Here is a 26,591-nt window from a genome sequence, read left to right on the forward strand (position 1 = left end):
CCCGGTTACGGGGTGGACACCGCCTCGGCCTGTGCCGCCCCGTTGAGGCGCGGCAGAGAGACCATCCAGAACCGCATCATCAGCGCCACCCCGGCAAAGGCGAGGCCCAGCACGAGGCCGAGCCAGACGCCGACCCCTTCCCATCCCAGCACAAAGCCCAGGAAGTAGGAGGCAGGCATCCCAATCAGCCAGTAGGACACGCCCGCCAGCACCATGGGCACCTTGGTGTCCTGCACCCCGCGCAGCAGCCCCAGCGCGATCACCTGCGCCCCGTCCACCAGTTGGAACAGCGCGGCCAGCGCCAGCAGCACGACGCCGATGGCCATGATCTCGTCACGCGCATCGACATCGCGCCCGATGAACAGCGCAACCAGAGGCTCGGGCATCGACACGAACAGCACGATGGTGGCCAGCGCCATGGCAATGGAGAGCACCGTCACCGTCTGCGCCCCGCGCACGAGGTGATCCAGATCGTGCCGCCCAAGTGCGTTGCCCGCCCGGATCGTGGCCACGTTGGACAGCCCCAGATGCACCATGAAGGTGATCGAGGCCAGTTGCAGGGCGATGCCGTGGGCGGCCTGGGGCACCTCGCCCAGCCACCCCATCATGAAGGCGGAGGCGGCAAAGAGGCCAACCTCGCTCAGGCTCGTCAGCCCGATGGGCCAGCCCAGGCGGAAGACGCGGCCCAGCATCTCCCAATCCACCCGCCAGAGCCGTTGGAACAGGCTGTGTTCGGGCAGGGTCACAACCGCGTAGACCCAAACCCCCACCAGCATCACGAATTGTGTGCACAGCGACGCGATGGCCGCGCCGCGAATGCCAAGCTCGGGCGCGCCCCAGTAGCCGAAGATGAAGACATAGTTCGCAACCACGTTGATCACCGCACCCGCAAGCGTGATCCAGAACACGATCTGCGTGCGTTCCAGCGCGGCGAGGTAGCTTTTGATGGTCATCACGATCAGCGCCGGGATGATCCCCCAGCCCGCGATGCGCAGGTACTGGCTGCCCAGCTCGGCCACGGCCTCGGTCTGCCCCAGCGCCAGCAGGATCGGTTCCGACCAGATCATCAGCGGCATGGACAGCGCGGCAAAACCGAGGCTGAGCCACAGCCCCATGCGCGTGGCGCGCCGCACGTTCACCTCGTCCCCTTCAGCGGCAAAGGCGGCCACCATGGGCATCACCGCCCAGGCAAAGCCCGACCCCATCAGGAACAGCACAAAGAACCACGATCCAGCCGCTGTCAAAGCGGCCAGTTCGACAACCCCGTACCAGCCCAGCATCATGGTATCGGTCACCCCGATGGCGACCTGCCCCAGATGCCCGCCGATCAACGGCAGGCCAAGCACCAGAGACGCCCGCGCATGGGCGGGATAAGAGATTCGGGATGTGGACATCCCTCACCCTTACGCCTGCTTTTTGGGCAAAGAAAGCCCCCCATGTGCAGGAAAGTGCGAAGGGTGGCGGGATGTCACCCTTGGGGCTTGATCCGGGTAGTTGGCCTTAGATCAGCGGCAGCAAAAGGGTGACCGCCACCAGCGCGATGAGGCCGCCTGCCACCACTTCGACCAGCGCCATGGCCCGCGCGGCCCCTGCCCCGCTCAAGCCCGACAGCGCCGAGGCGCGCGCGCTGACGGCGGCGATGGCCACCAGCACGGTGACACTGGCCGTGCCCAACCCCATCACCAGCGCACCCGCAATCCCGGCCCAAGGAATGCCGAGGCCAAAGCACAGGATCAGCAGGAACACGGCCCCTGTGCAGGGACGGATCGCGATAGAGCCGACTATGGCCGCCGCATCGCGCCAGGACGTGACCGAGGCCGCCTGATCGACGCTGGGGCCGTGGGCGTGTCCGCATGTGTGACATGTGCCGTGTTCATCGACGGCATGGGCGTGGACGTGGGCATGTGTCCTGCTCGACCAGACCCGGCGCGCGCCGCGCAAGGCAAGCCAGAGCCCGACCAGCGCAATCGCACCGTAGCTGGCCGGGGCCAGCACCTTGTCAGCCGTATCCGTCATCTCGGCCCGCCCCCAGCCCAGCACGAAGGCGCCCAGCGCCACCAGCAGGATTGCCGCAAGCGCTTGCGCGATGGAGGAGGCAAGCGCGAGGCCCGACAACCGCCAGGCCGTGACACGTTCTGCCGCGCCGTAGCCGCCAATCACCAGCTTGCCATGTCCGGGACCCGCAGCATGAAAGAAGCCATATGCCGCACACAGCCCCATCAGGGCCATCCACGCCCCCGGCTCGCCCGCGCGCACGGCGCGCAGCCCCTGGGCCAATGCATTCTGGGTTTCGCGTTGCTGCGCGGCGGCCCAGACCGAGATGTCAGACATGCCACCAAAGCCGAACAGCCAGAGCAGCGCGGCGGCAGCGGCCACAAGGACGCCGATCCTCAGCCCGCGCAAGACAGGGTCACCGTGTCGGCAAAGGCTTCGCCCACTTCCGGGTACCCTTCCTCAAGATCGCTGGATGGGGTGACGTAGAGCAGTTCTTCGACCAGCGTGTAGGCCGCGTCGAGGTCTGCGGGGATCTGGGTCGCACGACAGGGCCCATCGATCTGCACCTCGCCCACGAGGGTGTAGGCGGTGTAGAACGTGGGATCGAACGCCTTGATCACCACCCCGTCAGCGGGGGCGGAGGCCGGGCGGAAATGCGTCGATGTGATCTGGCCATTGGTGACCTCGACGCCGCGCCCTTCGGGTGCGCCAAGTTTCACCGGTGTGCCGTTGCGGGTGGCGTAGCTGTCGCCCTCGAACCCGTCGATCCATTGCAGATCGAACCCGTCCAGTCGCGCCAGTTCGTTTGGATCAAGCGCGCCGTCGCCGTCATTGTCGAGCCCGTAGTCCGACAGCAGCAGGAGCGAGTAGAAATCATCGTAGGTCCAGCTGACCTCGACCCCCTGGAACGTGCCATCGTTGCCCACCACCACGCGCAACTGCGTGTCCACGAAGACATGCGGATGTGCCACCCCGACGATGGGGGCGGCGGCAAGGCCAAGGGCGAGGGCAAGGGTCGCACGCAATTGCATGGGGCAGATGTAGTGAGTGGCGGCGGGTGGCTCAACCCTATAAGGGTGACAGGGCGCATGTGAGCGCAAGATTGCGGACCGACCGGATGATGGATCACCGCTTGATCCCGGCCACACCCCTCTGTCACACTGCTGGCGTAGACGGTGAAGTGTTGCCCGCGCCCTGTTCGTTATCGGCCAAACAAAGGAAGACCCCGAATGACACCGCATACTGCGCCGTCTCTTGCCCTTGCTGCCGCGCTGGCGCTGAGCGCCCCGGCCGCTGTCGCAGGGCCTTCGAACCCGATTGACCGCATTCGATCGGACGCCCCCGCATTGGCCCCATACGGCAGCCACCCGATTGGCGTGCAGACACTGAACGTGACCATCCCCGACAGCATTGATGTGCTGAACATCGATGGCAAGGACGAACCCCGCTATGACCGCCCGCTGACGCTGGAAGTGTGGTATCCCGCCGCGACCACCGCAGGCCGCGGCGGCACCTACCGCGCCATGTTGCGTGACGGTGCGACCGAGGTCACCCTGACCGGACGTGCGGTGCGCGACGCCGAACCAGCCCCCGAGGGGCGCTATCCGCTGATCGTGATCAGCCACGGCTACCCCGGCAACCGCTTTCTGATGAGCCATCTGGGCGAAAACCTCGCCTCCAAGGGTTATGTCACCGTGTCCATCGACCATACGGACAGCACCTATTCGGATCAGGCGGCCTTTGGCTCGACCCTGTTGAACCGCCCCCTCGACCAGGCCTTTGTGGTGGATCACATGGCCAGCCTTGCCGGGCCCTTGGGCGACATTGTCGATGCCACGTCCACCGGTGTGATCGGGTATTCCATGGGCGGCTATGGTGCCCTGATCCTGGGCGGTGCGGGCGTCACCGAAGCCTCGACCGAGTTCAGTTGGGGCACGCCCAACGGGCTGCTGGAACAGCACCTCGCCATGTCCGAAAGCCACGAGGCCCTGATGGATCCGCGCATCAAGGCCGTCATCGCGATCGGTCCCTGGGGCAACAATGCGGGCTTTTGGGACGCCAACGGGCTGGCCGGATTGCGGGTGCCGACGATGCTGATGGCGGGCGGTGCGGACGACGTGTCGGTCTATGACGCAATCCGCCAGATTTTCGACGGGGCCGTGGGCGCGGACCGGCATTTGCTGACCTTTGACCACGCCAACCACAATGCCGCTGCCCCCATCCCGGCCCCCGCAGAAAGCTGGGCACCGGTCGAGAACCTCGATTTCGCCCCGTTCGAACATTACGCCGACCCGGTCTGGGACACGACGCGGATGAACAACATCGCCCAGCACTTTGCCACCGCCTTCATGGACCTGCACCTGAAGGGTGACCCGGAAAAGGCCAGCTACTTCAACCTGTTGCCTGTGGCAGGTGATGGTCTTGTCGATCTGGACGAGAACGGGCAGCCGACCGAGGACCACACCTATTGGAAGGGCTTTCCTGCGCGCACGGCCAAGGGCCTGCGGTTCGAGACCAAGGCGCGGAACGAGTGATGCGCGTGCGCACGCAGGATCTGGGCGGTCACCCTTTCACCATCCGGGAATGGGGGGACGAGGGCCTGCCCAAGCTGCTGATGCTGCACGGATTTCCTGAATATGGCGGCGCGTGGGACGACCTGGCCACGTTGCTGTCGGACCGGTTCCACTGCATCGCCCCGGATCAGCGCGGATATGGCGCCAGCTATGCGCCCCAAGAGGTCGACGCCTACGCCATGCCCGAACTGGTGGGCGACATGACCGCCCTGATCGGAGAAGACGGCCCGCTGGTCGTGATGGGCCACGACTGGGGCGCATCCGTGGCCTATGCGCTGGCGATGTTCCGCCCTGACCTGGTGCGCCGCCTGATCATTGCCAACGGAGTCCATCCGGTGCCGTTCCAGCGGGCCATGGCCTCGGGCGGGCCGCAATCGGAGGCATCCCAATACATCAATCGCCTGCGCAGCCCCGGATCGGAGGATGTGCTGGAAGCCGATGATTTTGCCCGGCTGATGCAGTTGTTTTCGGCCCATATGGACAACAGCTGGCTGACCGGCGACCGGCTGGAGGCCTACAAGGCCGTGTGGCGGCAATCGGGCCTGCGCGGCATGATCAACTGGTATCGCGCCACCCCTCTGGTCGTGGCTGATCCGGGCAAGCCGATCGACATGCCCGACCTGCCGCTGGAGCGCTTGAACGTCACCTGCCCGCACCTTTTGATCTGGGGCGATGGCGACACCGCGCTCTTGCCCGATCTCGACCGAGGGGCTGGAGGAATTTGCCCCCGATCTGACCCGCGTGGACGTGCCCGGAGCCGATCACTGGCTGCTGCATCAGCGCCCCGAAGAGATTGCAGGCATCATCCGCGACTGGATCGACTAGACGCACGCCCCCTTCACAGGTGCCTCCTTTCGCGTCATAGTCGCATCCATTCAAAACGGACTGATTGCTGTGAGCTTTAGATACGACATCGCACTGGCGGCCAAGATGGTCGAAGCGTCTTATGACCTGTTCGACCGCAACCCGGACCCCAACAATTCGCTGATCCCCCATATCAAGGGCAAGCTGGATCGCAACGATGTGCAGGCGGCCTATCTGACGAACGGTGTGCTGCTGATCCCGGGATCGAATTCGATCAAGGACTATGCCAAGTTCAACCTGCGTGTCCTGAACTTTGGCGGGCGCAGGTTTCGCCTGAACGATACGCTGACCCAGAAATGGGGATCGAACGTGACCTGGCATCAGGGGTTCCTGCACCATGCCAAGGTTGTCGCCGACTGGCTGCGGCGCAACGGCTATCGCCCGAAATACGTGATGGGGCATTCGCTGGGGGCTGCGGCCACGCAGATCCTTGTGCGCACCCATGACATCCACGGCATTGCCTTTGCCGCGCCGCGCGTGACGCGGGGCACGGCGATCCCGCCCCCGGCCTCGAAATGCCTGTGTCTGAACCGCAAGGATGACAGCGTGTGCGATCTGCCCTCGTCCTTTCAGCATCTGGGCAACATCCATGTGGGCGAAGGCGACCGCAGATTCCTGCGCTTTGACCACAAAATGGCGCGCTACCGCGAAATGGTGGCGGCGCAACAGGCAGCGGGTCATCTGGGCTCTCACTGGCCTGCGCGCTGACGCACACGCGCCCTTCCCCCTTTGCACTGCTCTGGCATACTCTGCCCCAACCAACAAAAAGAGCAGCTGCCATGACAGACCTTTTGAGCGGGGCCAAGTCGGCCTCGGACTATGACGCCTCTTCCATCCAGGTGCTGGAGGATATGGAGCATGTCCGCCTGCGCCCCGGCATGTATATCGGGGGCAAGGATGACCGCGCGCTGCACCATATGGTCGCCGAAATCATCGACAACTCGATGGACGAGGCGGTGGCGGGCCATGCCACCTGGATCGAGGTCGAGCTGCACGAGAACGGCCATGTGTCGGTGCGCGACAACGGGCGCGGCATCCCCGTGGGCCCCCACCCCAAGGACCCGAGCAAGACCGCGCTCGAGATCATCTTTTGCACGCTGAACGCGGGCGGCAAGTTTTCCGGGGATTCCTATGAGACATCCGGCGGTCTGCACGGCGTTGGCAGTTCGGTCGTGAACGCATTGTCGGACCATTTGCGGGTCGAGGTGGCGCGCAACAAGGAACTGTTTGCGATGGAGTTTTCGCGCGGTGTGCCGCAGGCCCCGCTGGCCAAGATCGGCGCCGCCCCGAACCGGCGCGGCACCTCTGTCACCTTCCACCCGGACGCAGAGATTTTCGGCTCTCTCAAGCTGAAGCCTGCGCGGCTGTTCAAGATGGCGCGGTCAAAGGCCTACCTGTTTTCGGGCGTGGAAATCCGCTGGAAAACGGCGATCAATGACGGCGAGACACCGCAAGAGGCGACGTTCCACTTTCCCGGTGGTCTGGCCGACTACCTGACCGAAGCCATGGGCGGGGCCACCACCTATGCCGATGCGCCCTTTGCCGGGTCGGTGAGTTTCGAGAAGTTCAAGGTGCCGGGCAAGGTCGAATGGGCGATCAACTGGACGCCGGCGCGGGATGGGTTCATCCAATCCTATTGCAACACCGTGCCGACACCCGAGGGTGGGACGCACGAGGCCGGGTTCTGGGCCGCGATCCTGAAGGGCATCAAGGCTTACGGCGAGTTGGTCAACAACAAGAAGGCCAGCACCATCACCCGCGAGGACCTGATCACCGGGGCGGGCGCGCTGGTGTCCTGTTTCATCCGCGAGCCTGAGTTCGTTGGCCAGACCAAGGATCGGCTTGCCACCGTCGATGCGCAGCGCATGGTCGAGAATTCGGTGCGCGACCACTTTGACAACTGGCTGGCGGCGGATACGAAATCCGCCGGGGCCATTCTGGACTTTCTGGTGCTGCGCGCCGAGGAACGGCTGCGCCGCAGGGCCGAGAAGGAAACACAACGCAAGTCCGCCACTAAGAAACTGCGCCTCCCCGGTAAACTGGTGGACTGCGCCAACTCAACGCGCGACGGCACGGAATTGTTCATCGTGGAGGGGGATTCCGCCGGTGGGTCGGCGAAAATGGCCCGCGATCGCAAGACCCAAGCGCTGTTGCCCCTGCGCGGCAAGATCCTGAACGTGCTGGGGGCGGCCTCGTCCAAGCTCGGTTCGAACGCGGAGATTTCCGATTTGACTCAGGCCCTTGGCGTCGGGTTGGGGACCAAGTTCAACATCGACGACCTGCGCTATGACAAGGTCATCATCATGACCGATGCGGATGTGGACGGCGCGCATATTGCCGCCCTGCTGATGACGTTCTTTTACACACAGATGCGCCCCATGATCGATGCAGGCCACCTGTATCTGGCCTGCCCGCCCCTGTTCCGCCTGACCCAGGGCGCGCGCCGGGTCTATTGCCTGGACGAGGTGGAAAAGAACGCGCTGATGGAGAAAGGTCTGGGCGGAAAGGGCAAGATCGACGTGTCCCGTTTCAAGGGCTTGGGCGAGATGGACGCGAAGGATCTGAAAGACACCACGATGAACCCCGCGACCCGCAAACTGATCCGGGTGTCGATTGATGATGACGAACCTGGGGAGACCAGCGATCTGGTCGAGCGTTTGATGGGGAAGAAGCCGGAGATGCGGTTTCAGTATATCCAGGAGAATGCGCGGTTCGTGGAGGAGTTGGATGTTTGAATGAGGCTGCGTCTTTAGCAAACGAGCTGCATCGAACAGATTGGCTAGAGTACATTTCGGCACTTGGGCCAATGCTAATTGCGACTTTCATTGCTTACATCGCGTACCAACAATGGGTGGTGAACAAAACCACCCTTCGCGAAAAGCTGTTTGAACGCAGGCTTAAAGTATTCGATGAAACTCATGACTTTCTTGCGCACGTGATGCGTAACGGGAACTGCGAAGATGATGCCCTTGTCCGGTTCGGCGGGACAGAACACCGAGCACGTTTCCTGTTTGGACCTGAAATCCAAGAGCGGCTTCAGTCCGGTAGGAAAGATGCGGTACAAATTCAATATCTTCAGAAGGTCTGGGACAAGCCGGAAAACAGCGCTACGCGTGCCGAAATGATAGAACAAAACGGTTAGCTTCTGATGAAGCTGACAGAAGAACTCGGAACAATTCCGAAGCTGTTTGATCCATATCTTGGGTTTGGGAATACAAGGTCGTAAGGCGAAAGTTCGAGCCGCGCCATCGTTGGGCCACGGTGCGGCGATCTGACCGGTCAGCTACAGCGCTTTATGGCTGCCACGTACATCTTCGCTCAGAGCAATGCGCCAATGCCAACCATATCGCCGTGCCGGGGGGCGGCCCGGCGATGGGGCGGCGGCCTTTGGCCTTGATTCCGCCCTCGGGTGTAGCAGCGACGGCTGGCGAGGTGGTCTATCGCGCTGTGCTTGAAAAGCGCTGACCCTCTCGTGCATTGCTTTGCAATACGCTGCCGGGTGACGCGCCCGCTTTGCGGACGCTTACAAAAAAGCGGAGGCTTTCGCCTCCGCCGGTACTCACTAACAAAACCACCGGACCAATGTGTCGTCCGTGTCCCCTTCCTTATGCCCTCCAAATGGTTAACCAGCGTTTACCAAATCGGGGCATCTCGGGGGCAATTCAGCGGCGGCGGGCAGGCACATAAGGGGGGACACATGCGCACCACCCGCCGCCGACAGGGTTGCCCGCGCGTGACGTCCAGACATCGCGCGGGCAACATCTCAGGCGGCCCTTAAACCGCCACGCCAACCACGGCCCACAGGCTCATCATGGCGGCGAACCCAAATACGGTGGGAATGATCACCTTTTCCATCTCGTCTCTCCTTTCCAGGCAGGCCGACAATCCGTGAGTGGTGGCCTGCGGTGCGTGCCGCGAAGGTCATCCTCCGCGATCATGGTTAAGACGTGGGGGACCCAAAGCGGCACATCCAGCCCCTGCCCCATCACCTCTGATCACGCCCGCGCGACGGGCTTGCCAGCGCCGCCCCGTCCCGGCAGGGTGGTGAAATGATCGAACTGACTGATGTACAACGTTTTCTTGACGACAGCTTTGCCCCTTGGGTGCTGGCCCTGTCGCCGACCGTCACAAGCGCCGGCGCGGCAGGCGTTACCCTCGACATCCCCATCACGGCTGACATCGCGCGCGTGGGCGGCATCGTGTCAGGCCAGGCGCTGGCCACCCTTGCCGACACGGCCATGGTGCTGGCGGCGGGTGCGCATCTGGGGCGGATGGTGCCGGTGGCGACCGTGACGCTCGACACCCAATTCCTGCGCCCCGGATCGGGTGAGACCATACGGGCAGAGGCCGAGATCACGCGTGCGGGCCGCGCCCTGATCTTTGCCCGCTGCACCCTGAGCGCGCTGCCAGCGGGCAAGCCCGTTGCGCTTGCCACCGCCACTTTTGCGGCACCGGGCTGATCCTCACGCATTCTCGTCTTGAACCCAGTGTCAATCTGCCCCCTACTGCGCCCATGATCCTGCGCCTGTTCCTGATCCTGACCCTGATTGCCGGGTGCGGCCGTCCGCTGACCGAGGCCGAGATCGCCTTTACCCGCACCATCCACGGCGATGCGCTGGATGTGAAGCGGGTGCGCCTTGTCAACGGATCGCCCACGCGCGCGGTCACGTTTCGCCGCAAGGCCCGCCCCCGCACCACCTGTCGCGAGTTGATCCTGCCCCCGCCCAAGGACGAAATTGTGACCGCCAAGCCTGCGGCCGTGGCGCTGTGGACCCATGTGCTGTTCGACAAGGACTGGTATCTGGAGGACTACGTTCCCGACTATCCGGGCGAGATCAACCTGATCGCCGCCATGCTGCTGGCCCATGAGCTTACCCATGTCTGGCAGTGGCAGAACCGCGAGGTGACGGGCTATTCCCCGCTCAAGGCCGCGACCGAGCATCGGTTCGGCACCGACCCCTATCTGTTTGATATCGCAGGCGATCGGAAGTTTTCTGACTTTGGGTTTGAGCAGCAAGGCTCCATCGTCGAGGAATTCGTGTGCTGCCGGGCACTGGCCCCGCAAGCGCCGCGCACCCAACGTCTGCACGCCCTGATCGCCGAGGCGATGCCGGTGGCTGCCCTGCCCCAGTCCCGCCAACATGATGTGCGCCTGCCCTGGGACGGGGTCGAGGTGAACGGCATTTGCGGCTGACGTGACATGCCATGGCGGGCGGCCCTGTCGCCTGGCCTGCAATGAGGAGGAGCCGAGATGGCCCAATATGCGCTGATCATGCTTTTGGCGGGGGTTGGCATCCCGATCCTTGCGGCCCTGAACGCAGCCCTTGGCACACGGCTTGGCAGCCCTGCCGCAGCGGCAGTCGTGTTGTTCCTGATTGCCCTGACGGCCTCGGCCCTCGTCTTTGCCGCCACGGGGGCGCAAGGCATGGCGCGGTTGGCTGCGGCCCCGAAGCACCTGTTTCTCGCCGGTGTGCTGATTGCGTTCTACGTGCTGTCCATCACCTATATCGCGCCCCATTTCGGGGTCGGGAATGCCGTGTTCTTCGTGTTGCTGGGCCAGTTGATCAGCGCCGCGGCCATTGATCATTTTGGCCTGTTTGGCGCGCAGGCCACGGCCCTTGGCGCGGCGCGCATCGGTGGGATTGCCCTGATGGCGGCGGGTGTGTGGCTGACGCAGCAGGCCTAGCGCGCCGCCCTCAGGCGGGCAGCGCAGCCAGGTCTTGTGCCTGCGCCCAGGCGGCTGGATCCACCTCGACCGGGTCATTCAAAACGTGGTGCTGCCCGGGCAGCCGCGCGCCTTCATCCTCGCCCACAAGCGCGGAGAGGGCCGTCAGCCGGTCGGTAAACGTGTCAGAGGTGCTTGGGTCGATCAGGATGTAGTATTGCCCCAGATCATGTGGCGGCCCGTCCGGAGCCTTGAGCGGTTTCACATCGCGGCTGAGCACGCCTCCGGCCATGCCTGCGGTCAACAGCTCGGCCATCAGCCCGAACCCCCAGCCCTTGTAGCCGCCCATGGACACGAGCGAGCCCCTGAGTGCCGCCTCGGGGTCTGTGGTGGGCTGGCCGTCCGCATCCAGCGCCCAGCCTTCGGGGATGGATGTGCCTGCGGCCTTGGCCATGGTGATCTTGCCCAGGGCGACGGTGGTGGTGGACTGATCGAACTGCATCGCCAACCCGCCGTTGCCATCGGGTACGGAAAACGCAATCGGGTTGGTGCCGATCATGCGGCTTTTGCCACCGGGAGGTGCGACGATGGGCGAGGCATTGGTCATGCCCAGCCCGATCAGTCCGGCCTGGGCGATCTGTTCTGTGAAGTACCCCAGCGACGTACAGGTATGGGCGTGCCCCACGGCCAGGGTTGCCACACCGAACTGCCGCGCGGCATCGAGCGCGGGGGCCAGCCCGTAGGCAAAGGCGGGTTGGGCAAAGCCCATCAGCGCGTCCACATGGATCGCAGCCGGGCGCAGCGCGCTGACCACGGGCACCACGTCCCCCTGCACGCGGCCCGTGCGCAACTGCAAACAGTAGCTTTCCAGGTAGTAGAGCCCGCAAATGCGGTTGCCAGCGGCCTCGGCGCGGGCGGTGGCGCGGGCCACCTCGGCAGCGGCAAAAGCCCCGGCGCCATGACGCATCAGTGCGGCCTGTACGGTACGTTCAATTTCGGCCAAGGCAACGGCTGGCATCTTGTCTTTCTCCCGCGGCAAGGGCCGCGACGTAAAGTCAGAGCAAAATCATGGCGTTGCGTCAAGCGGTCGTTGATGATCCGGGCGTTTCGATCAGGATGTGGGACGGATTGATCGGGTCTGTCACCCCCGCCAGCAGCACGGCCGCACCCGAGGACAGGCTGACCACGATGCCTTGGGCCGTTGGCGTCTGTCCCAATACGGTGACGTCGCTGGTGTCTTCGGCCTCGATCACCAGAAAGTCTTCGGCATCGTCGAAATCGCCCACTGTGACCGTGTCGTTCACGTCCGGGCGCAGCGCAAAGATGTCGACCCCCTCGCCGCCAGTGGCGATGTCGCCCACGCCCAGCACCAGCGTGTCATCGCCCAGCCCCCCATCGAGGCTGTCGATATCCGTGTCCGAGGCTGCGCCGGGATCAGTGCCGGTAGACAGGATCAGATCGTCGCCCGCAGCACCGACGAGCGTGTCGGCCCCCGCGCCGCCCGCAATCGTGTCGTCCTGCGCATCGCCCGTGGCGCTGTCATCGCCCCCTTGCAGATCGGCGTTCAGCGCCTGGTCCGGGCCTGGCGCGGTCAGCGTCTCGGCACTGTCGGTGCCCGTGAAGGTTTGGGTATCACCTGCGGCGGCCTCGACACTGTCTTCGCCCTCGCCTGCGGTGACTGTGTCTTCGCCCTCTGCGCTTGTCACCGTGTCGTCGGCGACAGGTGTGTCCGGTGTTGGGGTGGGATCGGCGTCGATGATGGTGATCGCGTCATCCGCAACCGGCTCTGTCAGGCCGGACAGCAGAACCGTCGCGCCACTGTCGAAGGAGACGACAACGCCGTCGGTTGTGACGGTCTGGCCCAGCAGGGTCACAGGGGTGCCCGTGGCCTGTTCGACCACCAGCACATCCTCGGATGCATCGAAATCGGTGATCTCGATGGCGCCGGTTTCGCCGTCATCAAAGGTAAAGCTGTCCGCGCCCGTGCCCCCGGTGCCGATATCCGCGTCCGACAGGAACAACACGTCGTCGCCGTCGCCACCGACCAACGTATCTGCGGCGCCGTCAATGGTCGCGCCCGCAGCACCGCCAATCAACGTGTCATCGCCTTGCGAGCCAAGCAGTTCGTCCGCGCCCGCGCCCCCGATCAGGCTGTCATCGCCCTCGCCACCGTCAACGCGGTCATCGCCGGTGCCGCCGTCCTGGGTGTCGTTGCCCAGATTACCACTGACATTGTCCGCACCCGCGCCTCCGATCAGGGAGTCGTCGCCATTGCGCCCTTGCAGCACGTCATCGCCGTCGCCCCCGTCGACGATGTCGTCGCCGTCAAACCCGTTGAGCGTGTCGTTGCCACCCAGCCCGCTGATCGTGTCGTTGAAGAGCGTGCCCAGCAGGTTGTCATCGTCCGTGTCACTGCCGGTCAGTTCGGACCCGGCTGTGCCGGGATCAACTGTGTCTTCGCCGGTGTCTTCGGGTGTGCTGGAGGATGTTGCGGTATCATCGCCGCTATCCAGTACGGCGATAAGGGGCCCCAATCCGATGATCAAAAGGGTGAGAAGCGGGGACATGAAATAACCTGTGGCAGCAATTGTTAACCCTGTTGCCGTACCACAGCGTCGGCGCATCACCCAACTCGGATGACAAAACACTCTGTTTCCAATTGCGACCCAAAGTGGTCAGGCAGCCGCCAATCGCCCTGCATCCAGCCGTACGGTTCTGTCCATACGCGCAGCCAGATCGAGGTTGTGCGTGGCGATCAGCGCCGACAGGCCCGTATCGCGCACCAGCGACATCAGCGCGCCAAAGACCTGATCGGACGTGTCGGGATCAAGGTTGCCCGTCGGCTCATCCGCCAGCAGCAGCTTGGGCGCATTGGCCAGCGCCCGGCAAAAGGCCACGCGCTGCTGTTCGCCACCCGACAGTTCCGCCGGTCTGTGCCCGGCGCGATGTGCCACGCCGACGCGGTCCAGCAACATGCGCGCGCGCTCTTCGGCTGCGGATTTGGCGGTGCCGTTGCTGAGTTGCGGGAGCGCGATGTTTTCCAGCGCAGAGAATTCCGGCAGCAGGTGGTGGAACTGGTAGATGAACCCCACATCCGCGCGCCGCGCCAATGTGCGCCGCCGGTCGGACTTGCCCGTCAGGTTTTGCCCGGCCAGTGACACCGTGCCCGCATCGGGCGTGTCCAGCAGACCTGCGATGTGCAGCAGCGTCGACTTGCCCGCACCGGAGGGGGCGACAAGGGCGACGACCTCGCCCGGCTCTACCGTCAGGTCTACGCCGCGCAGCACATCCACCTGACCCGGCAGACCCGGATTGTAGGTCTTGGTGATGCCCGACAGGGCCAGCACAGGATCACTCATAGCGCAGCGCCTCGACAGGGTTCATGCGTGCCGCGCGCCGCGCGGGAAAGATCGTCACGACAAAGGACAGGCCCAGCGACAGGGCCACGGCACTCAGCACATCGTCCAGATGCAGTTGCGCGGGCAGCGCATAGATCCCCCGGATCGACGGATCCCAGACCCCGCCGCCCATCACGTAGTTCACAAAGGAAAACAGCGGGTCGATGTAGATCGCGAACAGGCAGCCCAGGATCACGCCCATGGCGGTGCCGATGATGCCCGTGAACGCCCCGCAGATGAAAAACACCCGCAGGATCGACCCCTCTGTCAGCCCCATCGTGCGCAGGATACCGATATCGCGCCCCTTGTTCTTGACCAGCATGATCAGCCCCGAGACGATGTTCATCGCCGCGATCAGCACGAGGATCGACAGGATGATGAACATCACGTTGTCCTCGACCTCGAGCGCGCGCAGAAAGCCCCCCGAGGCGTCGCGCCATGTCCAGACCTGCGCCCGTTCTCCTGCCGTTTGCAGGATCGCGGGCAGGTAGCTGTCGACGGCTTCGGCGTCTTCGACCATCACCTCGATCTCGTCCACGACGCCCTCGCGGTTGAAGAACGACTGCGCCTCGGCCAGCGGCAGGTAGACCCGCACGCGGTCAATGTCATAGCGCCCGGCGGAAAAGATGTAGGTGACCTCGTAGGCGTTGATGCGGGGGCTGGTGCCAAAGGCCGTCTTGACCCCGTTGGGCGAGATCAGCTTGATCCGGTCGCCCACCTGCACGCCCAGTTCCTGCGCGACGCCGGACCCGATGGCGACACCCTGGTCAAAGCGGGCGATGTCCCCTTCCGAGGTTTCGGGATCGGCGATGCGCGGCAGCCCGGCCAGATCCTCGGCCCGCATCCCGAACACCTGCACGCCCGCATTGCGGCTGCGCAGATTGGCCATGACCTGCCCGCGCACCAGTGGCGCGCTGCGCGTCACGCCGGGCACTGCGGCAAGCGCCTCGGCCTTGGCCTCGTAGTCCGCGATGGTGCGATCAATGCGCCCCGTCTCGGTCACTTCGCCAATCTGGTAGACGGTGACATGGGCATTGGCCCCCAGGATCGTGTCGACAAATTCGGCCCGAAAGCCCGAGCGCACGGCCAGCGTGGCAATCAGGGCAAAGACGGCCAGCGTGATGCCGATCAGGCTGATCCAGGTCATGGTGCTGACCCCGCCCTCGGCGCGGCGGGCGCGCAGATAACGCCAGGCGATCATCCATTCAAACGGGGCAAAGGGGGCTGTTGGGGCGGCCATTTTTTGGCTCCTGCTCGGGGCGTTGATCACAAGTGGCGGGGCATGCGCGGCGCGTCAAGCCCTTGAGGCGGTCCGCCGCCGCCCGAAGGGCCACAGGATCACGCGGATCAGGGCCCAGATCGTGGCCAGCCCTGCAAGGAAGCCCGATGCAGCAAAGACCAGGCCGGGCATGTTGAGCGGCACGGCAGGTTCGTAAACGGCCAGGGCGGCGCGCGCCACATCGCGATCGCGCATCCGCGTGGCATGATAGGCCCGCATGAAGGGGCCGGCGGTTTCCAGAACCGTCAAATCCGCGCTTAACCTGTCGTGACGCGCAAAGGTGCGTTCCATGTCGCTGCGACGTCGCTCCAGAAAGGCGGTGCCCGCCATTTGCGCCAGTGCCGCCTCTCGGTCCAAACCAGCCGCCTGCGCCGAGGCGTCGAAATCCGCGACCACTTGGCCCAGCGCGTCCACGGCGCCGCCAAGGCGTTGCGTGTATTGCTGCGAGAATTCCGGGAATTGCGAGGCAGACGCCGCACCCAGAACACCGCCCGCAAGGACCAGCGCCCGCACGATCATTGGAATGGCCCATAGGCTGCGCGGCTCATCACGCGGTCAAGCTCTTGTCGGGCCGCGTCATCGACGCAGCCGTTGTATCCCAGCACGGCCGTCCATTCGCCGCCCCATGTCACCGCGAAGGCCCCGATGTTGAAGCGGGACGGGAAACACAGCGCGCCGAAATGCCAGAAGTTGAAAGTGCCGTCATCCGCACGGTTCTTGCGAAAGGCCGTGCCGAGACCGTAATACACCTCCGTCCCGTCCAGTGCGACATGGGGGTAGGCAAAAGGGTCCCGCCCCGTCGATGTCTGGGGTCCGAACCAATGGCTGTGCACACGCGCAAGATCGCGCGGTGACACGGCCCATCCGCCCCAACTGATGAACCCGCCGCTGCGTGGCGAGGCTTGCCCGCGCGCGCCTGCCGGTTCCAGCACATAGCGTTGGCAAATCTCTTCATATGTTCCGTCTGCGCTGGCTTCGATCACGAGGCCCAGCAGGGCGTAGTTGACGTTGTTATAGGCAAACACGCCGGGCTTGCCGACAGGTGCCTTCATCATGGTCAGTACCACGTCGGCGCGATCCCCTTCGGTGTCGAGCCAGAGGAACATCAGCCCCTGGGTGATGTCCGTGACGATGCCGCTGGTATGGGTGACGAGCGACCCAATGCTCACATCCGGGCCCTGCCCCAACACGTCGCGCACGCTGTCGTCGAACGCCAGTTGCCCACTGTCTGACAAGGCCGCCGCACAGAGCCCGGTGATGGACTTGCTGACACTTGCCAGCTCGATGGGCGCCGAGGCATTGCCGATGGCCGTCGCAGGCACCCCCCGATAGGCCAAAGCGCCCGTGCCCGTGATCTCGTGGCGCACCAGCCAGTCCGCATAGGCGGACCGCATCGCCGTCATCCGATCGGCATCCTGCGCGGCGGCCATGACCGGCAGCAGCATCAGGATCAGGACTGTTCGAACGCTTGCCTGCATTGCGTCCACTCTATCACGGGGCGCGGTTCAATGGCGCGCGTAAATCTCCGCCACGCGCTTGACAGCGTCTTCGGGCGGCAGTTCTTCGCTGACGCCAGTACGGCGCGAGGTCAGTTCAACCACTCCGTTCTTGAGGCCACGCGGGCCGACGGTGATGCGCCAGGGCAGGCCGATCAGATCCATCGTGGCAAATTTGCCCCCCGCACGCTCGTCACGGTCGTCATAGAGCGGCTCGAGCCCCAGCGCGGTGAGGCTTTGGTAGAGTGCATCGCAGGCGCCATCGGCCTCTGCATCGCCCTGCTTGAGGTTCACGATCCCGCAGTGGAACGGTGTGACGCCCTCGGGCCAGATGATGCCCTTGTCGTCATGGCTCGCCTCGATGATGGCGCCCAGCAGGCGGCTGACACCGATGCCGTGGCTGCCCATGTGGATCGGCACCTGCTTGCCATCGGGGCCTTGCACGACCGCGTTCAAGGGCTCGGAATACTTGGTGCCAAAATAGAAGATCTGGCCCACCTCAATCCCGCGCGCCACGCGACGCCGCTCTTCGGGAATCGCGTTGAACAGGGCCTCGTCATGGGTTTCGTCGGTGCGGGCATAGAGGTTGGTGAACTCCTCCATCACACCGGCACATTGGGCGCGGTCATCAAAGTCGATGTCGCGGTCGCCAAAGGTCAGGTCGGTGACCTTGCTGTCATAAAACACCTCGCTTTCGCCGGTGTCGGCCAGCACCAGGAACTCGTGCGTGTCGTCGCCGCCAATGGGTCCGCTGTCAGCGCGCATCGGGATGGCCTTGAGGCCCATCCGCTCGTAGGTGCGCAGGTAGGTGACCAGGTGGCGGTTATAGGCGTGCAGCGCATCTTCCTTGGTCAGATCAAAGTTGTAGCCGTCCTTCATCAGGAACTCGCGTCCCCGCATCACGCCAAAACGCGGGCGGATCTCGTCACGGAACTTCCACTGAATCTGATACATGGTCAGCGGCAGATCCTTGTAGCTGCCGACATGGGCGCGGAAGATGTCCGTGATCAGCTCTTCGGCGGTAGGCGTGAACAGCATGTCACGCTCGTGACGATCCTTGAAGCGCAGCATCTCCGCCCCATAGGCATCATAGCGCCCGCTTTCCCGCCACAGATCGGCGGACTGGATGGTGGGCATGAGCATGGGCATGTGGCCCGCGCGCTGCTGTTCCTCATGCACGATGTTCTCGATCTTGCGCAGCACCTTGAAGCCCATCGGCAGCCACGAATAGATGCCTGCGCTGGCCTGCTTGATCATCCCGGCGCGCAGCATCAGCCGGTGGCTGACAATCTGCGCCTCGCTGGGGTTTTCCTTGAGAACGGGCAGAAAATAACGGCTCAAACGCATTGCGCGGCACTCCATCAGACGTTTCGTCCTGATTAGGCCAAAGGCGCAGGCCCCGCAACGTCCCTTCTCTGTTCTTGAAAAATCCCGGGGGTTTGGGGGCAGAGCCCCCATTCCACAATCAAATCATGCGCGCGCCAGCGCTCAATTTGGGAAGTTGCGCGACACCATGGGGGTTGCGGCGCGTGCCAAAACCCCGCATCTCTAGGCCCATGCGCAATCCGGAGTGACCATGGCCCTGCCCGTCCGCGAACAGTTCAAATATTGGGGGATCGCTGCGGCGATCTTTTTCGTTCTGCTCTATGCTTTGGGCGACCAGTTGCTGCCCTTCTTTCTGGGTGCGGCCATTGCCTATTTCCTGGATCCGGTCGCCGACTGGCTCGAGGCCAAGGGGTGCAGCCGTGCCTTGGCCACTGCCCTGATCACGGTCAGCGCGGTCATCATCTTTGTCATTCTGGCGCTGCTGGTGATCCCGACGCTGGTGGAACAAGCGATCCAACTGTTCAACGCCGCCCCCGAAATCGCGCGCAATATCGGCACGTTCCTGTCCGAACGCTTTCCTAGCCTGCTGGATGAAGGCTCGACCATCCGCCAGTCGCTGAACGGGTTGGGCCAGACCATTTCCGAACGCGGCGGTCAGTTGCTGAACTCGGCCCTCACATCGGCGGCCAGCCTGATCAATGTGGTGGTGCTGTTCGTGATCGTGCCGGTGGTGGCCGTCTATCTGCTGCTCGACTGGGATCGCATGATCGCGCGGGTCAACGACCTGCTGCCGCTTGACCACGCGCCGGTCATCCGCCGTCTTGCGGGCGAGATTGATGCAACGCTGGCCGGGTTCATCCGGGGCATGGGCACAGTCTGCCTGATCCTCGGCACCTATTATGCCATCGCGCTGATGGTCGTGGGGCTGCAATTCGGCCTTGTGGTGGGTTTTGTCGCTGGTTTGCTGACCTTTATCCCTTATGTCGGCGCGTTGGTGGGCGGCGCGCTGGCCATTGGCCTTGCCTTCTTCCAGTTCTGGGGCGAGTGGCACTGGATCGCCGCTGTCGCCATCATCTTCGTGATTGGGCAGGTGGCCGAGGGCAATGTTCTGACCCCGAAACTCGTGGGCAACAGCGTTGGCCTGCACCCCGTCTGGCTGATCCTGTCACTGTCCGTCTTCGGCGCTCTTTTTGGTTTTGTCGGCATGCTTGTGGCCGTGCCCATGGCTGCGGCCCTGGGCGTGCTCGTCCGCTTCCTGATCGAGCTTTATCGCGACAGCCGTCTATACCTTGGCCTAGCCGCCGAGCAGGATGATGAGCCCGAGGCCAAGGCCGGAGAGTAGCATCATGGCCACGCAGTTGGGATTTGACCTGCCAGCGCGCGCCGCGCTGGGGCGTGACGATTTCATGGTCGCGCCCTCGAATGCCGTTGCGCTGGCGATGGTGGAAAACTGGCGCAACTGGCCCCTGCACAAGCTGGTGCTGACCGGTCCGCCCGGTGCGGGCAAGACACATCTGGCCCATGTCTGGGCCAACGAGAGCGGCGCGCGTATCGTTGACGCACGCGACCTGGGCACCGCTGACATCACGAACCTTGCCCAACAGCCTGTCGCGGTCGAGGACGTCGATACAATCGCCCAGGACACCGAGGCGCAGACCGCTCTCTTTCACCTTCACAACATCCTGCAAGTGGCGCACCTGCCCCTTCTGATGACGGGCACGCACGCGCCGAACCTGTGGCAATTGTCCCTGCCCGATCTGCAAAGCCGGGTGGATGCGGCCGGCCACGGCGCCGTCGATGCCCCTGATGACAGCCTATTGGCCGCCGTGATCGCCAAGCTGTTTGCCGACCGTCAACTGACCCCGCGCCCGGATGTCATCCCCTATCTCGTGACCCATATGGAACGCAGCTTTGACGCCGCACGCCGGATTGTGAGCGATCTGGACGCCACCAGCCTTGCGCGGAAAAGGCCCGTGACGCGGGCGCTGGCGGCCGAGGTGCTGGACAAGGGCACCACCTCTGAGGGATAAACGTCACTCAACCGTCACACCTGATTGACATAAGCCCCACATGACAAACGCAGATTTCCTTGCCTCGCCTTTCCCCGACGCCATTGATCTGCCCGAACTGGACACCACCGGTCCGGGCCGTTTCTTCAACCGCGAGCTCAGCTGGCTCGGGTTCAACTGGCGTGTTCTGGAAGAGGCGGAAAATCCGCGTGTACCGCTGCTGGAACGGCTGCGGTTCCTGTCGATCTCGGCAGGCAACCTCGATGAATTCTATACCGTGCGCGTCGCGGGCCTGCGCGAACTGGCCATTGCGGGCAACACGACACCCGCCGCGGACGGGCTGACCCCGGCCGAACAACTGGTCCTCATCAACGAGGATGCGCGCAAGCTGATCACAAGCCAGACCCGTGTTCTGGCAAGCCTGACCACGGCAATGGAAGCCGAAGGCATTTCGATCCTGATGGCGCAGGATCTGACGGATGCAGACATTGCGCATCTTGATGACGTGTTCCTGAGCCAGGTCTTCGCGGTCCTGTCCCCGCTGGCGATTGACCCTGCGCACCCGTTCCCCTTTATCCCGAACACAGGCTACGCGCTTGCCCTCCAGCTCGAGCGCAAGTCAGACAAGCGCAGCTTGCAGGCCCTGTTGCCGATCCCCGCACAGATCGACCGTTTCATCGCCCTGCCCGGCCCCGGCCAGCGGTTCCTGCCGCTCGAAGAGTTGCTGGTGATCCACATCCCCAACCTGTTCCCGGGCTACAAGCTCAAGTCGCATTTCGGGTTCCGGGTGCTGCGCGACAGCGACCTCGAAGTCGAGGAAGAGGCCGAAGACCTTGTGCGCGAGTTCGAAGTCGCCCTGAAACGCCGTCGGCGCGGCGAGGTTGTGCGTCTGACCCATTCAGCGGGCGCGCCCGAGGCCCTCAAGGCTGTCATCATGGAAGAACTGGGCGTCAGCGACGCCGAGGTGATCGAAGTGGACGGCATGATCGGCATGTCCGATCTGGGCGAACTGGTGCTGGATGACCGCCCCGATCTGCTCTGGCCCCAGTTTACCCCACGCGTGCCTGAACGGGTCACGGATCACGAAGGCGACATGCTGACCGCCATCCGTCAGAAGGACATGCTGCTGCACCACCCCTACGAGACATTCGATATGGTGGTCCGCTTTCTTCAGCAGGCGGCGCGCGATCCAAATGTGGTCGCGATCAAGCAGACGCTGTACCGCACGTCCAAGAAGTCGCCCATCGTCGAGGCGCTGTGCGAGGCGGCCGAAGACGGCAAATCCGTCACGGCACTGGTCGAACTCAAGGCCCGCTTTGACGAGGCCGCAAACATCCGCCAGTCCCGCCGCTTGGAACGCGCAGGCGCGCATGTGGTCTATGGCTTTCTCGACCTCAAGACGCATGCCAAGATCAGCACCGTGGTGCGACGCGAGGGCAAGAACCTGGTCACCTACACACATTATGGCACCGGCAACTATCACCCGATCACGGCGCGCATCTACACCGATGTGTCGCTGTTCACCTGCGATCCCAAGCTGGGGCGAGACGCCACCAAGGTGTTCAACTATCTCTCGGGCTATGCGCCGCCCGAAGGGCTCGACAACCTTGCGATCTCGCCCACGACCCTCAAGGCGCGCCTGCTGGACATGATCGCCGCCGAGGCCGAGCATGCCCGCGCCGGCAAGACGGGTGAAATCTGGGCCAAGATGAATTCACTCATCGACAGCGAAGTCATCGACGCCCTTTATGCCGCCGGACAGGCAGGCGTGAAAATCAGCCTCGTGATCCGCGGGATTTGCGGTCTGCGTCCGGGCATCAAGGGCTTTTCCGACAACATCCGGGTCAAATCCATCGTGGGCCGGTTCCTCGAACACTCGCGCATCGTCTGTTTTGGCAACGGCCACGGGCTGCCCTCGAAAAAGGCGCGTGTCTTCATCTCGTCCGCGGACTGGATGGGGCGCAACCTGAACCGGCGCGTCGAAACGCTGATCGAGATCGAAAACGCCACCGTCAAGGCGCAGATCGTGAGCCAGGTCATGGCCGCCAACCTCGCCGATGTGGCGCAGAGCTGGGTCATGGGGCCAAGTGGCGAATTCATCCGCCCCGATCTGCGCGAAGGCACGTTCGCATTCAACTGCCACCGCTTTTTCATGGAAAACCCGTCGCTGTCGGGGCGCGGGTCGGCCGGTGCATCAGACGTGCCAAAACTGACCCATACAGAAGACTGAGACGCACCCGAGGGTCGGTGGGTGGGCGCCTTTGCCGACAGGCAAACAGTGCCACCCGCCGTGCCTCGCGCATTGACCCAAGGCCCGTGCTGGTCCATCACTTGAACACTGCATGCACCACGGGGGGTCCATGAACGCTTTGATCGAGCCGCGGCCGGAGACCGGTCTTTTTGGTCGTCCGCTGTTTGAGGATCCATCCGCGCGGGCGCTGGCCCGTGTGGGCGTGGTCGATGTGGGGTCGAACTCGGTTCGCCTTGTGGTCTTTGACGGCGCGGCGCGCTCGCCCGCATATTTCTACAACGAAAAGATCATGTGCGCCCTTGGCGCGGGCCTGTCCGACACCGGGCATCTGAACCCCGAAGGCCGCGTGCGCGCCCTGAACGCGTTGATCCGTTTCCAGCGGCTGGCCGAGGGGATGGGCCTGTCCCACCTTACCGTCGTGGCCACCGCCGCCGTGCGTGATGCCAGCGATGGCCCCGCCTTTTGCGCGGATGTGCTGCGCGACACCGGCCTGACCGTGCGCGTGATCGACGGGCAGGAGGAAGCGCGCCTGTCCGCCCAGGGCGTTCTGCTCGGCTGGCCCGGCTCTTACGGTCTTGTCTGTGATATCGGCGGGTCGTCCATGGAGCTGGCCGAGATCTCGGGCGGGGATGTCGGGCGGCGCGTGACCTCGGACCTTGGTCCGCTGAAGCTGCAAACCGTGAAGGGTGGCAAGAAGGGGCGCACCGCCCACATCAAGGCCACGATGGAGCGTTTGCAGGCCGAAATGGGCACGCAGCGCGACCGTCTGTTCCTGGTTGGTGGATCGTGGCGCGCCATCGCGCGGGTCGACATGCACCGGCAGGGCTATCCCCTGCACGTGCTGCACGAATACCGCATGTCTGCCAAATCCGTGCAGCGCACTGCCAAATTCATCGCCGAGCATGACGATCACGAGGCGCTGCGCAGCGCCTGTGGCATCTCGTCGGCGCGCATGGCGCTGGTGCCGCTGGCTGCCGAGGTTCTGTCCCGCCTCGTGAAATCCTTCCGCCCCATCGACATCGCCATTTCCAGCTACGGCATCCGCGAGGGGATGCTTTACGAACAGATGCCCCAACGCCTGCGCGACCGCGACCCGCTGATCGAGGCCTGCCGCTTCATCGAGGCCAAGGACGCCCGCATGCCGGGATTTGGCAAGCTGTTGTTCCAGTTCATCGAGCCGCTGTTCAAATCCGCCCCTTTCCACCGCAAGCGCCTGATCAAGGCGGCGTGCCTTCTGCATGATGTCAGCTGGCGCGCCCATCCCGATTACCGGGCCGAAGTCTGTTTCGACAACGCCACCCGCGCCAACCTGGGCGGGCTGAAACATTCCGAGCGTATCTTCCTCGGCCTGTCCCTCATGCACCGCTACACCAACAAGCGCGATGGCACCCATTTCGAAAACCTCTATGATCTGATCGACGAAAAGACACAGAATGACGCAGAAATCCTGGGCAAGGCCATGCGCTTTGGCGCCATGCTGTGGATGGAAAAGGATGCGGATCGTGGCGAATTCCGCTGGTTCCCGAAAAAGAAACATCTCGAACTGCACCTGTCGCCCGATGCAATGCCGCTGTTTGGCGAGGTGGCAGAGGCGCGGCTGAACTCGCTTGCCGCCTCTCTGCATGCGGATGTGGAGGTCAAGCGCCGCCGCCGCTAGATGTCGATCTGTTCGTCCGGGTCAGGCGTTGCGGGAACATCCTCTTTGGGGGGCTTGCGCCGGATGATGATATCGCCATTCTCCAGCATCTCGGGCGGGTGATAGACGCTCCAGTCCTCGACCTCATCCAGCAAACCACGCAAGGCTGGCCCCATCTGCGCCATGAAATCGCGCATGGGCGGGCCGAACTCTTCCGCCATGCCCTTGAGGTCGCCCAAGGTGGGCTCCATCTCGCGCATCAGGCCTTCCATAAGCATCTGCGCGCCTCGCTCCATCAAGGACAGGCCCGTGTCACTGTCATCCAGCGGTACGTCCCCTTCCTGCGCAAGGGCGGGTGTGGCAAGGCATAGGCACAAGACAACTGGCAGATGTTTCATGACCCCAATATGGGGGATCAGAGGTCAATATCCAAGCTCACCGGGAAATGGTCCGACGCCGTGACCAGTGCGTCGCGCAAGGCCGGGCGCGTCCAGCAATCGGGATCATCAAGTGGATGCCAGATGCGCCAGTGCGGTTTTTTGGCGGCCAGTTCCGGCGACACCATGATGTAGTCCAGCAGCGCCTGCAGAAACCGCTGTTCCGGCCTGATCCAGAACCGGGCCGTCGTCGGCGTGGCGCCCAGGCGGCGCTGCAAGGCCTGGCGCGCATGGGGGTCAAACAGGGCTGTGTCGCCTTCCCCCAGAATGATCTCGACCGAGGAGCGGCCGAACAGGTCCTCGTATTCATCAAGGCCCGGGCCGTCGTTCAGATCGCCCATCAGCATCAGCGGCGTGCCCTCGGCCAGATGCGCGGCAATGCGGGCGCGCAGCCAGATGGCTTGCGCCAACTGCTTGCGCCGGTTCGCGATCGAGATGCGCATGACCTCGTCCCGCGTCGTTGCCCCATGCGGCGCCTTGGATTTCAGATGCGCACCGATCATGCGAAACTGCGCACCAGTCGTCGTCTCGACCGCCAGCTCAAGCGGTGGTTTGGAAAACACCACCGTGTCTTCGGTCGCATCAATGTCGAGGTCGATGGCAAAGCTGCCGTCAAAACGCGGTGCATCCGCGTGGATTTGAGGATCGTGGCGCACCTGCAGCACGTCCGGGTCATAAAGCAGTGCAATTTCCTGCTGGGTATCGTTTGCAAACCCGACAATCGCCCGGCGCGCCCGAATGCCTGCATGGGCCGCAAAACCGATCAACGCCTGCGCGCTGCTGCGCGTGCCGTTTTCATCGGGAGCCTCGATGATCATCACGGCATCCGCATCAAGCGTGCGGAACACGTGTACCAAGGCCGCAATCTGGTCTTCGCGGGTAATGTTGTAGCGTCCCGACCACTCATTGTCGTCCAGCAGATGGCCATCCTTGCCGAACAGGCTGTTCATCCATTCGACGTTGTAGGTGGCCAGCCGCATCAGGCCCGCCCGCTTTGCACGTCGTCCCACGCCCTGTTGATGTCGATCATCCGCTTTTCGGCAAGGCGCACCGCCTCTTCGGGCACGCCGCGCGCGATCATGGCGTCAGGGTGGTTCTCGCGCACCAGCTTGCGCCAGGCGGCGCGGATGTCGGCAAGGTCTGCGTCCGGCTGCACCCCCAGAACCGTGTAGGGATCGGGTGCTGCATCCGGCACGAAACGCGCCCGCAAGCCCCGGAAATCCGCATCGGCCATGCCAAAGATATGGGCCACTTCCTCGAGGAACGCATCCTCGTTCGGGTGATAGAATCCGTCCGCCATGGCGATGTGGAACAGACCTTCGAGCAGGTCGGTCAACGTCTCGGGCTGGCTGGCAAACATTGCGTGGATGCGGGTTGCGTATTCTTCGAACCCTGCCACGTCCTGCCGGGCGAGGTTGAAGACCTTGGCTGCACCCGCTTCGTCCTCGGCGGCGATATGGAACACTTCGCGAAAGGCCGTGACCTCGTCGCGGGTGACGTGCCCATCGGCCTTGGCCATCTTGGCGCCCAGCGCAATGACGGCAATGGCAAAGGCCACGCTGCGCTCGGGCGGGGCGCGCAGCTTGTCGAAAATGGCCGCCAGCCCCTCTCCGGCAGAGAGGGCGGCAAGCGCGTCGGATATGCGGGTCCAAAGTGACATGT

The 26,591-nt window shown here is 63.9% G+C and carries 25 protein-coding genes; 12 read left to right on the forward strand and 13 right to left on the reverse strand.

All coding sequences use genetic code 11. The features are described 5' to 3' along the window. Positions 1–5: 5 nt before the first annotated feature. The 3 genes from ACMHLQ_RS04865 to ACMHLQ_RS04875 all read right to left on the reverse strand — a co-directional run bounded on the left by ACMHLQ_RS04865 (position 6) and on the right by ACMHLQ_RS04875 (position 3,026). On the reverse strand, positions 6–1,394 hold the full coding sequence (locus ACMHLQ_RS04865) for an MATE family efflux transporter (protein WP_415403675.1): 1,389 nt from the start codon (positions 1,392–1,394) through the stop codon (positions 6–8). Between the two features lie 106 nt (positions 1,395–1,500). After that, entirely contained in the window at positions 1,501–2,403 is a 903-nt protein-coding gene (locus tag ACMHLQ_RS04870) for a nickel/cobalt transporter (protein WP_415403676.1), read from the reverse strand. Next, positions 2,391–3,026, reverse strand: coding sequence for a DUF1007 family protein (locus ACMHLQ_RS04875; RefSeq protein WP_415403677.1), 636 nt, complete (start codon positions 3,024–3,026; stop codon positions 2,391–2,393). The genes ACMHLQ_RS04870 and ACMHLQ_RS04875 overlap by 13 nt, the downstream gene beginning before the upstream one ends. Before the next feature lie 198 nt (positions 3,027–3,224). Here ACMHLQ_RS04875 and ACMHLQ_RS04880 point away from each other — a divergent pair, with 198 nt between their 5' ends. The 8 genes from ACMHLQ_RS04880 (at position 3,225) to ACMHLQ_RS04915 (ending at position 11,118) form a co-directional block, all read left to right on the forward strand. Beyond that, a complete protein-coding gene (locus ACMHLQ_RS04880; protein WP_415403678.1) occupies positions 3,225–4,529 on the forward strand; it encodes an alpha/beta hydrolase family protein in 1,305 nt (434 codons plus the stop codon). Continuing rightward, positions 4,529–5,473, forward strand: coding sequence for an alpha/beta fold hydrolase (locus tag ACMHLQ_RS04885; protein WP_415403679.1), 945 nt, complete (start codon positions 4,529–4,531; stop codon positions 5,471–5,473). The genes ACMHLQ_RS04880 and ACMHLQ_RS04885 overlap by 1 nt, the downstream gene beginning before the upstream one ends. After that, complete coding sequence (locus ACMHLQ_RS04890) at positions 5,463–6,140, forward strand: hypothetical protein (RefSeq protein WP_415403680.1); 678 nt, start codon at positions 5,463–5,465, stop codon at positions 6,138–6,140. The genes ACMHLQ_RS04885 and ACMHLQ_RS04890 overlap by 11 nt, the downstream gene beginning before the upstream one ends. A 71-nt stretch (positions 6,141–6,211) precedes the next feature. Beyond that, a complete protein-coding gene (locus ACMHLQ_RS04895; protein ID WP_415403681.1) occupies positions 6,212–8,167 on the forward strand; it encodes a DNA gyrase/topoisomerase IV subunit B in 1,956 nt (651 codons plus the stop codon). Beyond that, a complete protein-coding gene (locus ACMHLQ_RS04900) occupies positions 8,164–8,574 on the forward strand; it encodes a hypothetical protein (protein ID WP_415403682.1) in 411 nt (136 codons plus the stop codon). The genes ACMHLQ_RS04895 and ACMHLQ_RS04900 overlap by 4 nt, the downstream gene beginning before the upstream one ends. Before the next feature lie 907 nt (positions 8,575–9,481). Then, positions 9,482–9,892, forward strand: coding sequence for a PaaI family thioesterase (locus tag ACMHLQ_RS04905; protein ID WP_415403683.1), 411 nt, complete (start codon positions 9,482–9,484; stop codon positions 9,890–9,892). Positions 9,893–9,945: 53 nt separating this feature from the next. After that, positions 9,946–10,626, forward strand: a complete 681-nt coding sequence (locus ACMHLQ_RS04910; RefSeq protein WP_415403684.1) for a hypothetical protein — start codon at positions 9,946–9,948, stop codon at positions 10,624–10,626. 57 nt (positions 10,627–10,683) lie between these two features. Next, entirely contained in the window at positions 10,684–11,118 is a 435-nt protein-coding gene (locus tag ACMHLQ_RS04915) for a DMT family transporter (protein WP_415403685.1), read from the forward strand. 10 nt (positions 11,119–11,128) lie between these two features. Here the strand turns inward: ACMHLQ_RS04915 and ACMHLQ_RS04920 are convergent, their stop codons facing one another. The 7 genes from ACMHLQ_RS04920 to proS form a co-directional block, all read right to left on the reverse strand. Next, positions 11,129–12,115, reverse strand: coding sequence for an Ldh family oxidoreductase (locus tag ACMHLQ_RS04920; protein ID WP_415403686.1), 987 nt, complete (start codon positions 12,113–12,115; stop codon positions 11,129–11,131). A gap of 61 nt (positions 12,116–12,176) precedes the next feature. Next, positions 12,177–13,664: a calcium-binding protein gene (locus ACMHLQ_RS04925; protein ID WP_415403687.1), complete on the reverse strand. Its 1,488-nt coding sequence runs from the start codon at positions 13,662–13,664 to the stop codon at positions 12,177–12,179. 108 nt (positions 13,665–13,772) lie between these two features. Further along, positions 13,773–14,456, reverse strand: coding sequence for an ABC transporter ATP-binding protein (locus ACMHLQ_RS04930; RefSeq protein ID WP_415403688.1), 684 nt, complete (start codon positions 14,454–14,456; stop codon positions 13,773–13,775). Then, the gene (locus tag ACMHLQ_RS04935) at positions 14,449–15,735 is read right to left on the reverse strand and encodes a lipoprotein-releasing ABC transporter permease subunit (RefSeq protein WP_415403689.1); all 1,287 of its coding nucleotides are present in this window, start codon (positions 15,733–15,735) and stop codon (positions 14,449–14,451) included. Before ACMHLQ_RS04935 ends, ACMHLQ_RS04930 begins: the two co-directional genes overlap by 8 nt. Positions 15,736–15,789: 54 nt before the next feature. Continuing rightward, positions 15,790–16,293 (reverse strand): DUF2937 family protein, encoded by a 504-nt coding sequence (locus tag ACMHLQ_RS04940; protein ID WP_415403690.1) that lies wholly within the window; start codon positions 16,291–16,293, stop codon positions 15,790–15,792. Beyond that, a complete protein-coding gene (locus ACMHLQ_RS04945) occupies positions 16,290–17,252 on the reverse strand; it encodes a serine hydrolase domain-containing protein (RefSeq protein WP_415403691.1) in 963 nt (320 codons plus the stop codon). The genes ACMHLQ_RS04940 and ACMHLQ_RS04945 overlap by 4 nt, the downstream gene beginning before the upstream one ends. Before the next feature lie 27 nt (positions 17,253–17,279). After that, a complete protein-coding gene (gene proS, locus ACMHLQ_RS04950; RefSeq protein ID WP_415403692.1) occupies positions 17,280–18,617 on the reverse strand; it encodes a proline--tRNA ligase in 1,338 nt (445 codons plus the stop codon). Positions 18,618–18,846: 229 nt separating this feature from the next. Here proS and ACMHLQ_RS04955 point away from each other — a divergent pair, with 229 nt between their 5' ends. The 4 genes from ACMHLQ_RS04955 (at position 18,847) to ACMHLQ_RS04970 (ending at position 24,513) form a co-directional block, all read left to right on the forward strand. Continuing rightward, positions 18,847–19,938: an AI-2E family transporter gene (locus ACMHLQ_RS04955; protein ID WP_415403693.1), complete on the forward strand. Its 1,092-nt coding sequence runs from the start codon at positions 18,847–18,849 to the stop codon at positions 19,936–19,938. 4 nt (positions 19,939–19,942) lie between these two features. After that, entirely contained in the window at positions 19,943–20,626 is a 684-nt protein-coding gene (locus tag ACMHLQ_RS04960; RefSeq protein ID WP_415403694.1) for a chromosomal replication initiator DnaA, read from the forward strand. Between the two features lie 40 nt (positions 20,627–20,666). Beyond that, positions 20,667–22,835, forward strand: coding sequence for an RNA degradosome polyphosphate kinase (locus ACMHLQ_RS04965; RefSeq protein ID WP_415403695.1), 2,169 nt, complete (start codon positions 20,667–20,669; stop codon positions 22,833–22,835). Positions 22,836–22,965: 130 nt separating this feature from the next. Then, the gene (locus ACMHLQ_RS04970) at positions 22,966–24,513 is read left to right on the forward strand and encodes a Ppx/GppA family phosphatase (RefSeq protein WP_415403696.1); all 1,548 of its coding nucleotides are present in this window, start codon (positions 22,966–22,968) and stop codon (positions 24,511–24,513) included. On the opposite strand, the gene ACMHLQ_RS04975 is transcribed toward ACMHLQ_RS04970, so the two are convergent. Genes ACMHLQ_RS04975 through ACMHLQ_RS04985 form a run of 3 tightly spaced genes read right to left on the reverse strand, consistent with a single transcriptional unit; the run spans position 24,510 to position 26,589 of the window. Continuing rightward, entirely contained in the window at positions 24,510–24,890 is a 381-nt protein-coding gene (locus ACMHLQ_RS04975) for a hypothetical protein (protein WP_415403697.1), read from the reverse strand. The genes ACMHLQ_RS04970 and ACMHLQ_RS04975 overlap by 4 nt on opposite strands. Positions 24,891–24,907: 17 nt before the next feature. Continuing rightward, complete coding sequence (locus tag ACMHLQ_RS04980; RefSeq protein ID WP_415405357.1) at positions 24,908–25,909, reverse strand: endonuclease/exonuclease/phosphatase family protein; 1,002 nt, start codon at positions 25,907–25,909, stop codon at positions 24,908–24,910. Continuing rightward, complete coding sequence (locus ACMHLQ_RS04985; protein WP_415403698.1) at positions 25,909–26,589, reverse strand: TerB family tellurite resistance protein; 681 nt, start codon at positions 26,587–26,589, stop codon at positions 25,909–25,911. Before ACMHLQ_RS04985 ends, ACMHLQ_RS04980 begins: the two co-directional genes overlap by 1 nt. Positions 26,590–26,591: the final 2 nt, after the last annotated feature.

It is taken from the genome of Tateyamaria algicola (genome assembly GCF_047715485.1).
Lineage (GTDB): Bacteria > Pseudomonadota > Alphaproteobacteria > Rhodobacterales > Rhodobacteraceae > Tateyamaria.

Bases quoted from the DNA above. Each gene is read 5' to 3' on its own strand.
- ACMHLQ_RS04935 (WP_415403689.1), bottom strand. From the start codon at position 15,735: ATGGCCGCCCCAACAGCCCCCTTTGCCCCGTTTGAATGGATGATCGCC.
- ACMHLQ_RS04960 (WP_415403694.1), top strand. From the start codon at position 19,943: ATGGCCACGCAGTTGGGATTTGACCTGCCAGCGCGCGCCGCGCTGGGG.
- ACMHLQ_RS04915 (WP_415403685.1), top strand. From the start codon at position 10,684: ATGGCCCAATATGCGCTGATCATGCTTTTGGCGGGGGTTGGCATCCCG.
- ACMHLQ_RS04925 (WP_415403687.1), bottom strand. From the start codon at position 13,664: ATGTCCCCGCTTCTCACCCTTTTGATCATCGGATTGGGGCCCCTTATC.
- ACMHLQ_RS04945 (WP_415403691.1), bottom strand. From the start codon at position 17,252: ATGCAGGCAAGCGTTCGAACAGTCCTGATCCTGATGCTGCTGCCGGTC.
- ACMHLQ_RS04885 (WP_415403679.1), top strand. From the start codon at position 4,529: ATGCGCGTGCGCACGCAGGATCTGGGCGGTCACCCTTTCACCATCCGG.
- ACMHLQ_RS04985 (WP_415403698.1), bottom strand. From the start codon at position 26,589: ATGTCACTTTGGACCCGCATATCCGACGCGCTTGCCGCCCTCTCTGCC.
- ACMHLQ_RS04930 (WP_415403688.1), bottom strand. From the start codon at position 14,456: ATGAGTGATCCTGTGCTGGCCCTGTCGGGCATCACCAAGACCTACAAT.
- ACMHLQ_RS04980 (WP_415405357.1), bottom strand. From the start codon at position 25,909: ATGCGGCTGGCCACCTACAACGTCGAATGGATGAACAGCCTGTTCGGC.
- ACMHLQ_RS04865 (WP_415403675.1), bottom strand. From the start codon at position 1,394: ATGTCCACATCCCGAATCTCTTATCCCGCCCATGCGCGGGCGTCTCTG.
- ACMHLQ_RS04910 (WP_415403684.1), top strand. From the start codon at position 9,946: ATGATCCTGCGCCTGTTCCTGATCCTGACCCTGATTGCCGGGTGCGGC.
- ACMHLQ_RS04965 (WP_415403695.1), top strand. From the start codon at position 20,667: ATGACAAACGCAGATTTCCTTGCCTCGCCTTTCCCCGACGCCATTGAT.
- ACMHLQ_RS04970 (WP_415403696.1), top strand. From the start codon at position 22,966: ATGAACGCTTTGATCGAGCCGCGGCCGGAGACCGGTCTTTTTGGTCGT.
- ACMHLQ_RS04875 (WP_415403677.1), bottom strand. From the start codon at position 3,026: ATGCAATTGCGTGCGACCCTTGCCCTCGCCCTTGGCCTTGCCGCCGCC.
- ACMHLQ_RS04940 (WP_415403690.1), bottom strand. From the start codon at position 16,293: ATGATCGTGCGGGCGCTGGTCCTTGCGGGCGGTGTTCTGGGTGCGGCG.
- ACMHLQ_RS04905 (WP_415403683.1), top strand. From the start codon at position 9,482: ATGATCGAACTGACTGATGTACAACGTTTTCTTGACGACAGCTTTGCC.
- ACMHLQ_RS04920 (WP_415403686.1), bottom strand. From the start codon at position 12,115: ATGCCAGCCGTTGCCTTGGCCGAAATTGAACGTACCGTACAGGCCGCA.
- proS (WP_415403692.1), bottom strand. From the start codon at position 18,617: ATGCGTTTGAGCCGTTATTTTCTGCCCGTTCTCAAGGAAAACCCCAGC.
- ACMHLQ_RS04880 (WP_415403678.1), top strand. From the start codon at position 3,225: ATGACACCGCATACTGCGCCGTCTCTTGCCCTTGCTGCCGCGCTGGCG.
- ACMHLQ_RS04955 (WP_415403693.1), top strand. From the start codon at position 18,847: ATGGCCCTGCCCGTCCGCGAACAGTTCAAATATTGGGGGATCGCTGCG.
- ACMHLQ_RS04975 (WP_415403697.1), bottom strand. From the start codon at position 24,890: ATGAAACATCTGCCAGTTGTCTTGTGCCTATGCCTTGCCACACCCGCC.
- ACMHLQ_RS04895 (WP_415403681.1), top strand. From the start codon at position 6,212: ATGACAGACCTTTTGAGCGGGGCCAAGTCGGCCTCGGACTATGACGCC.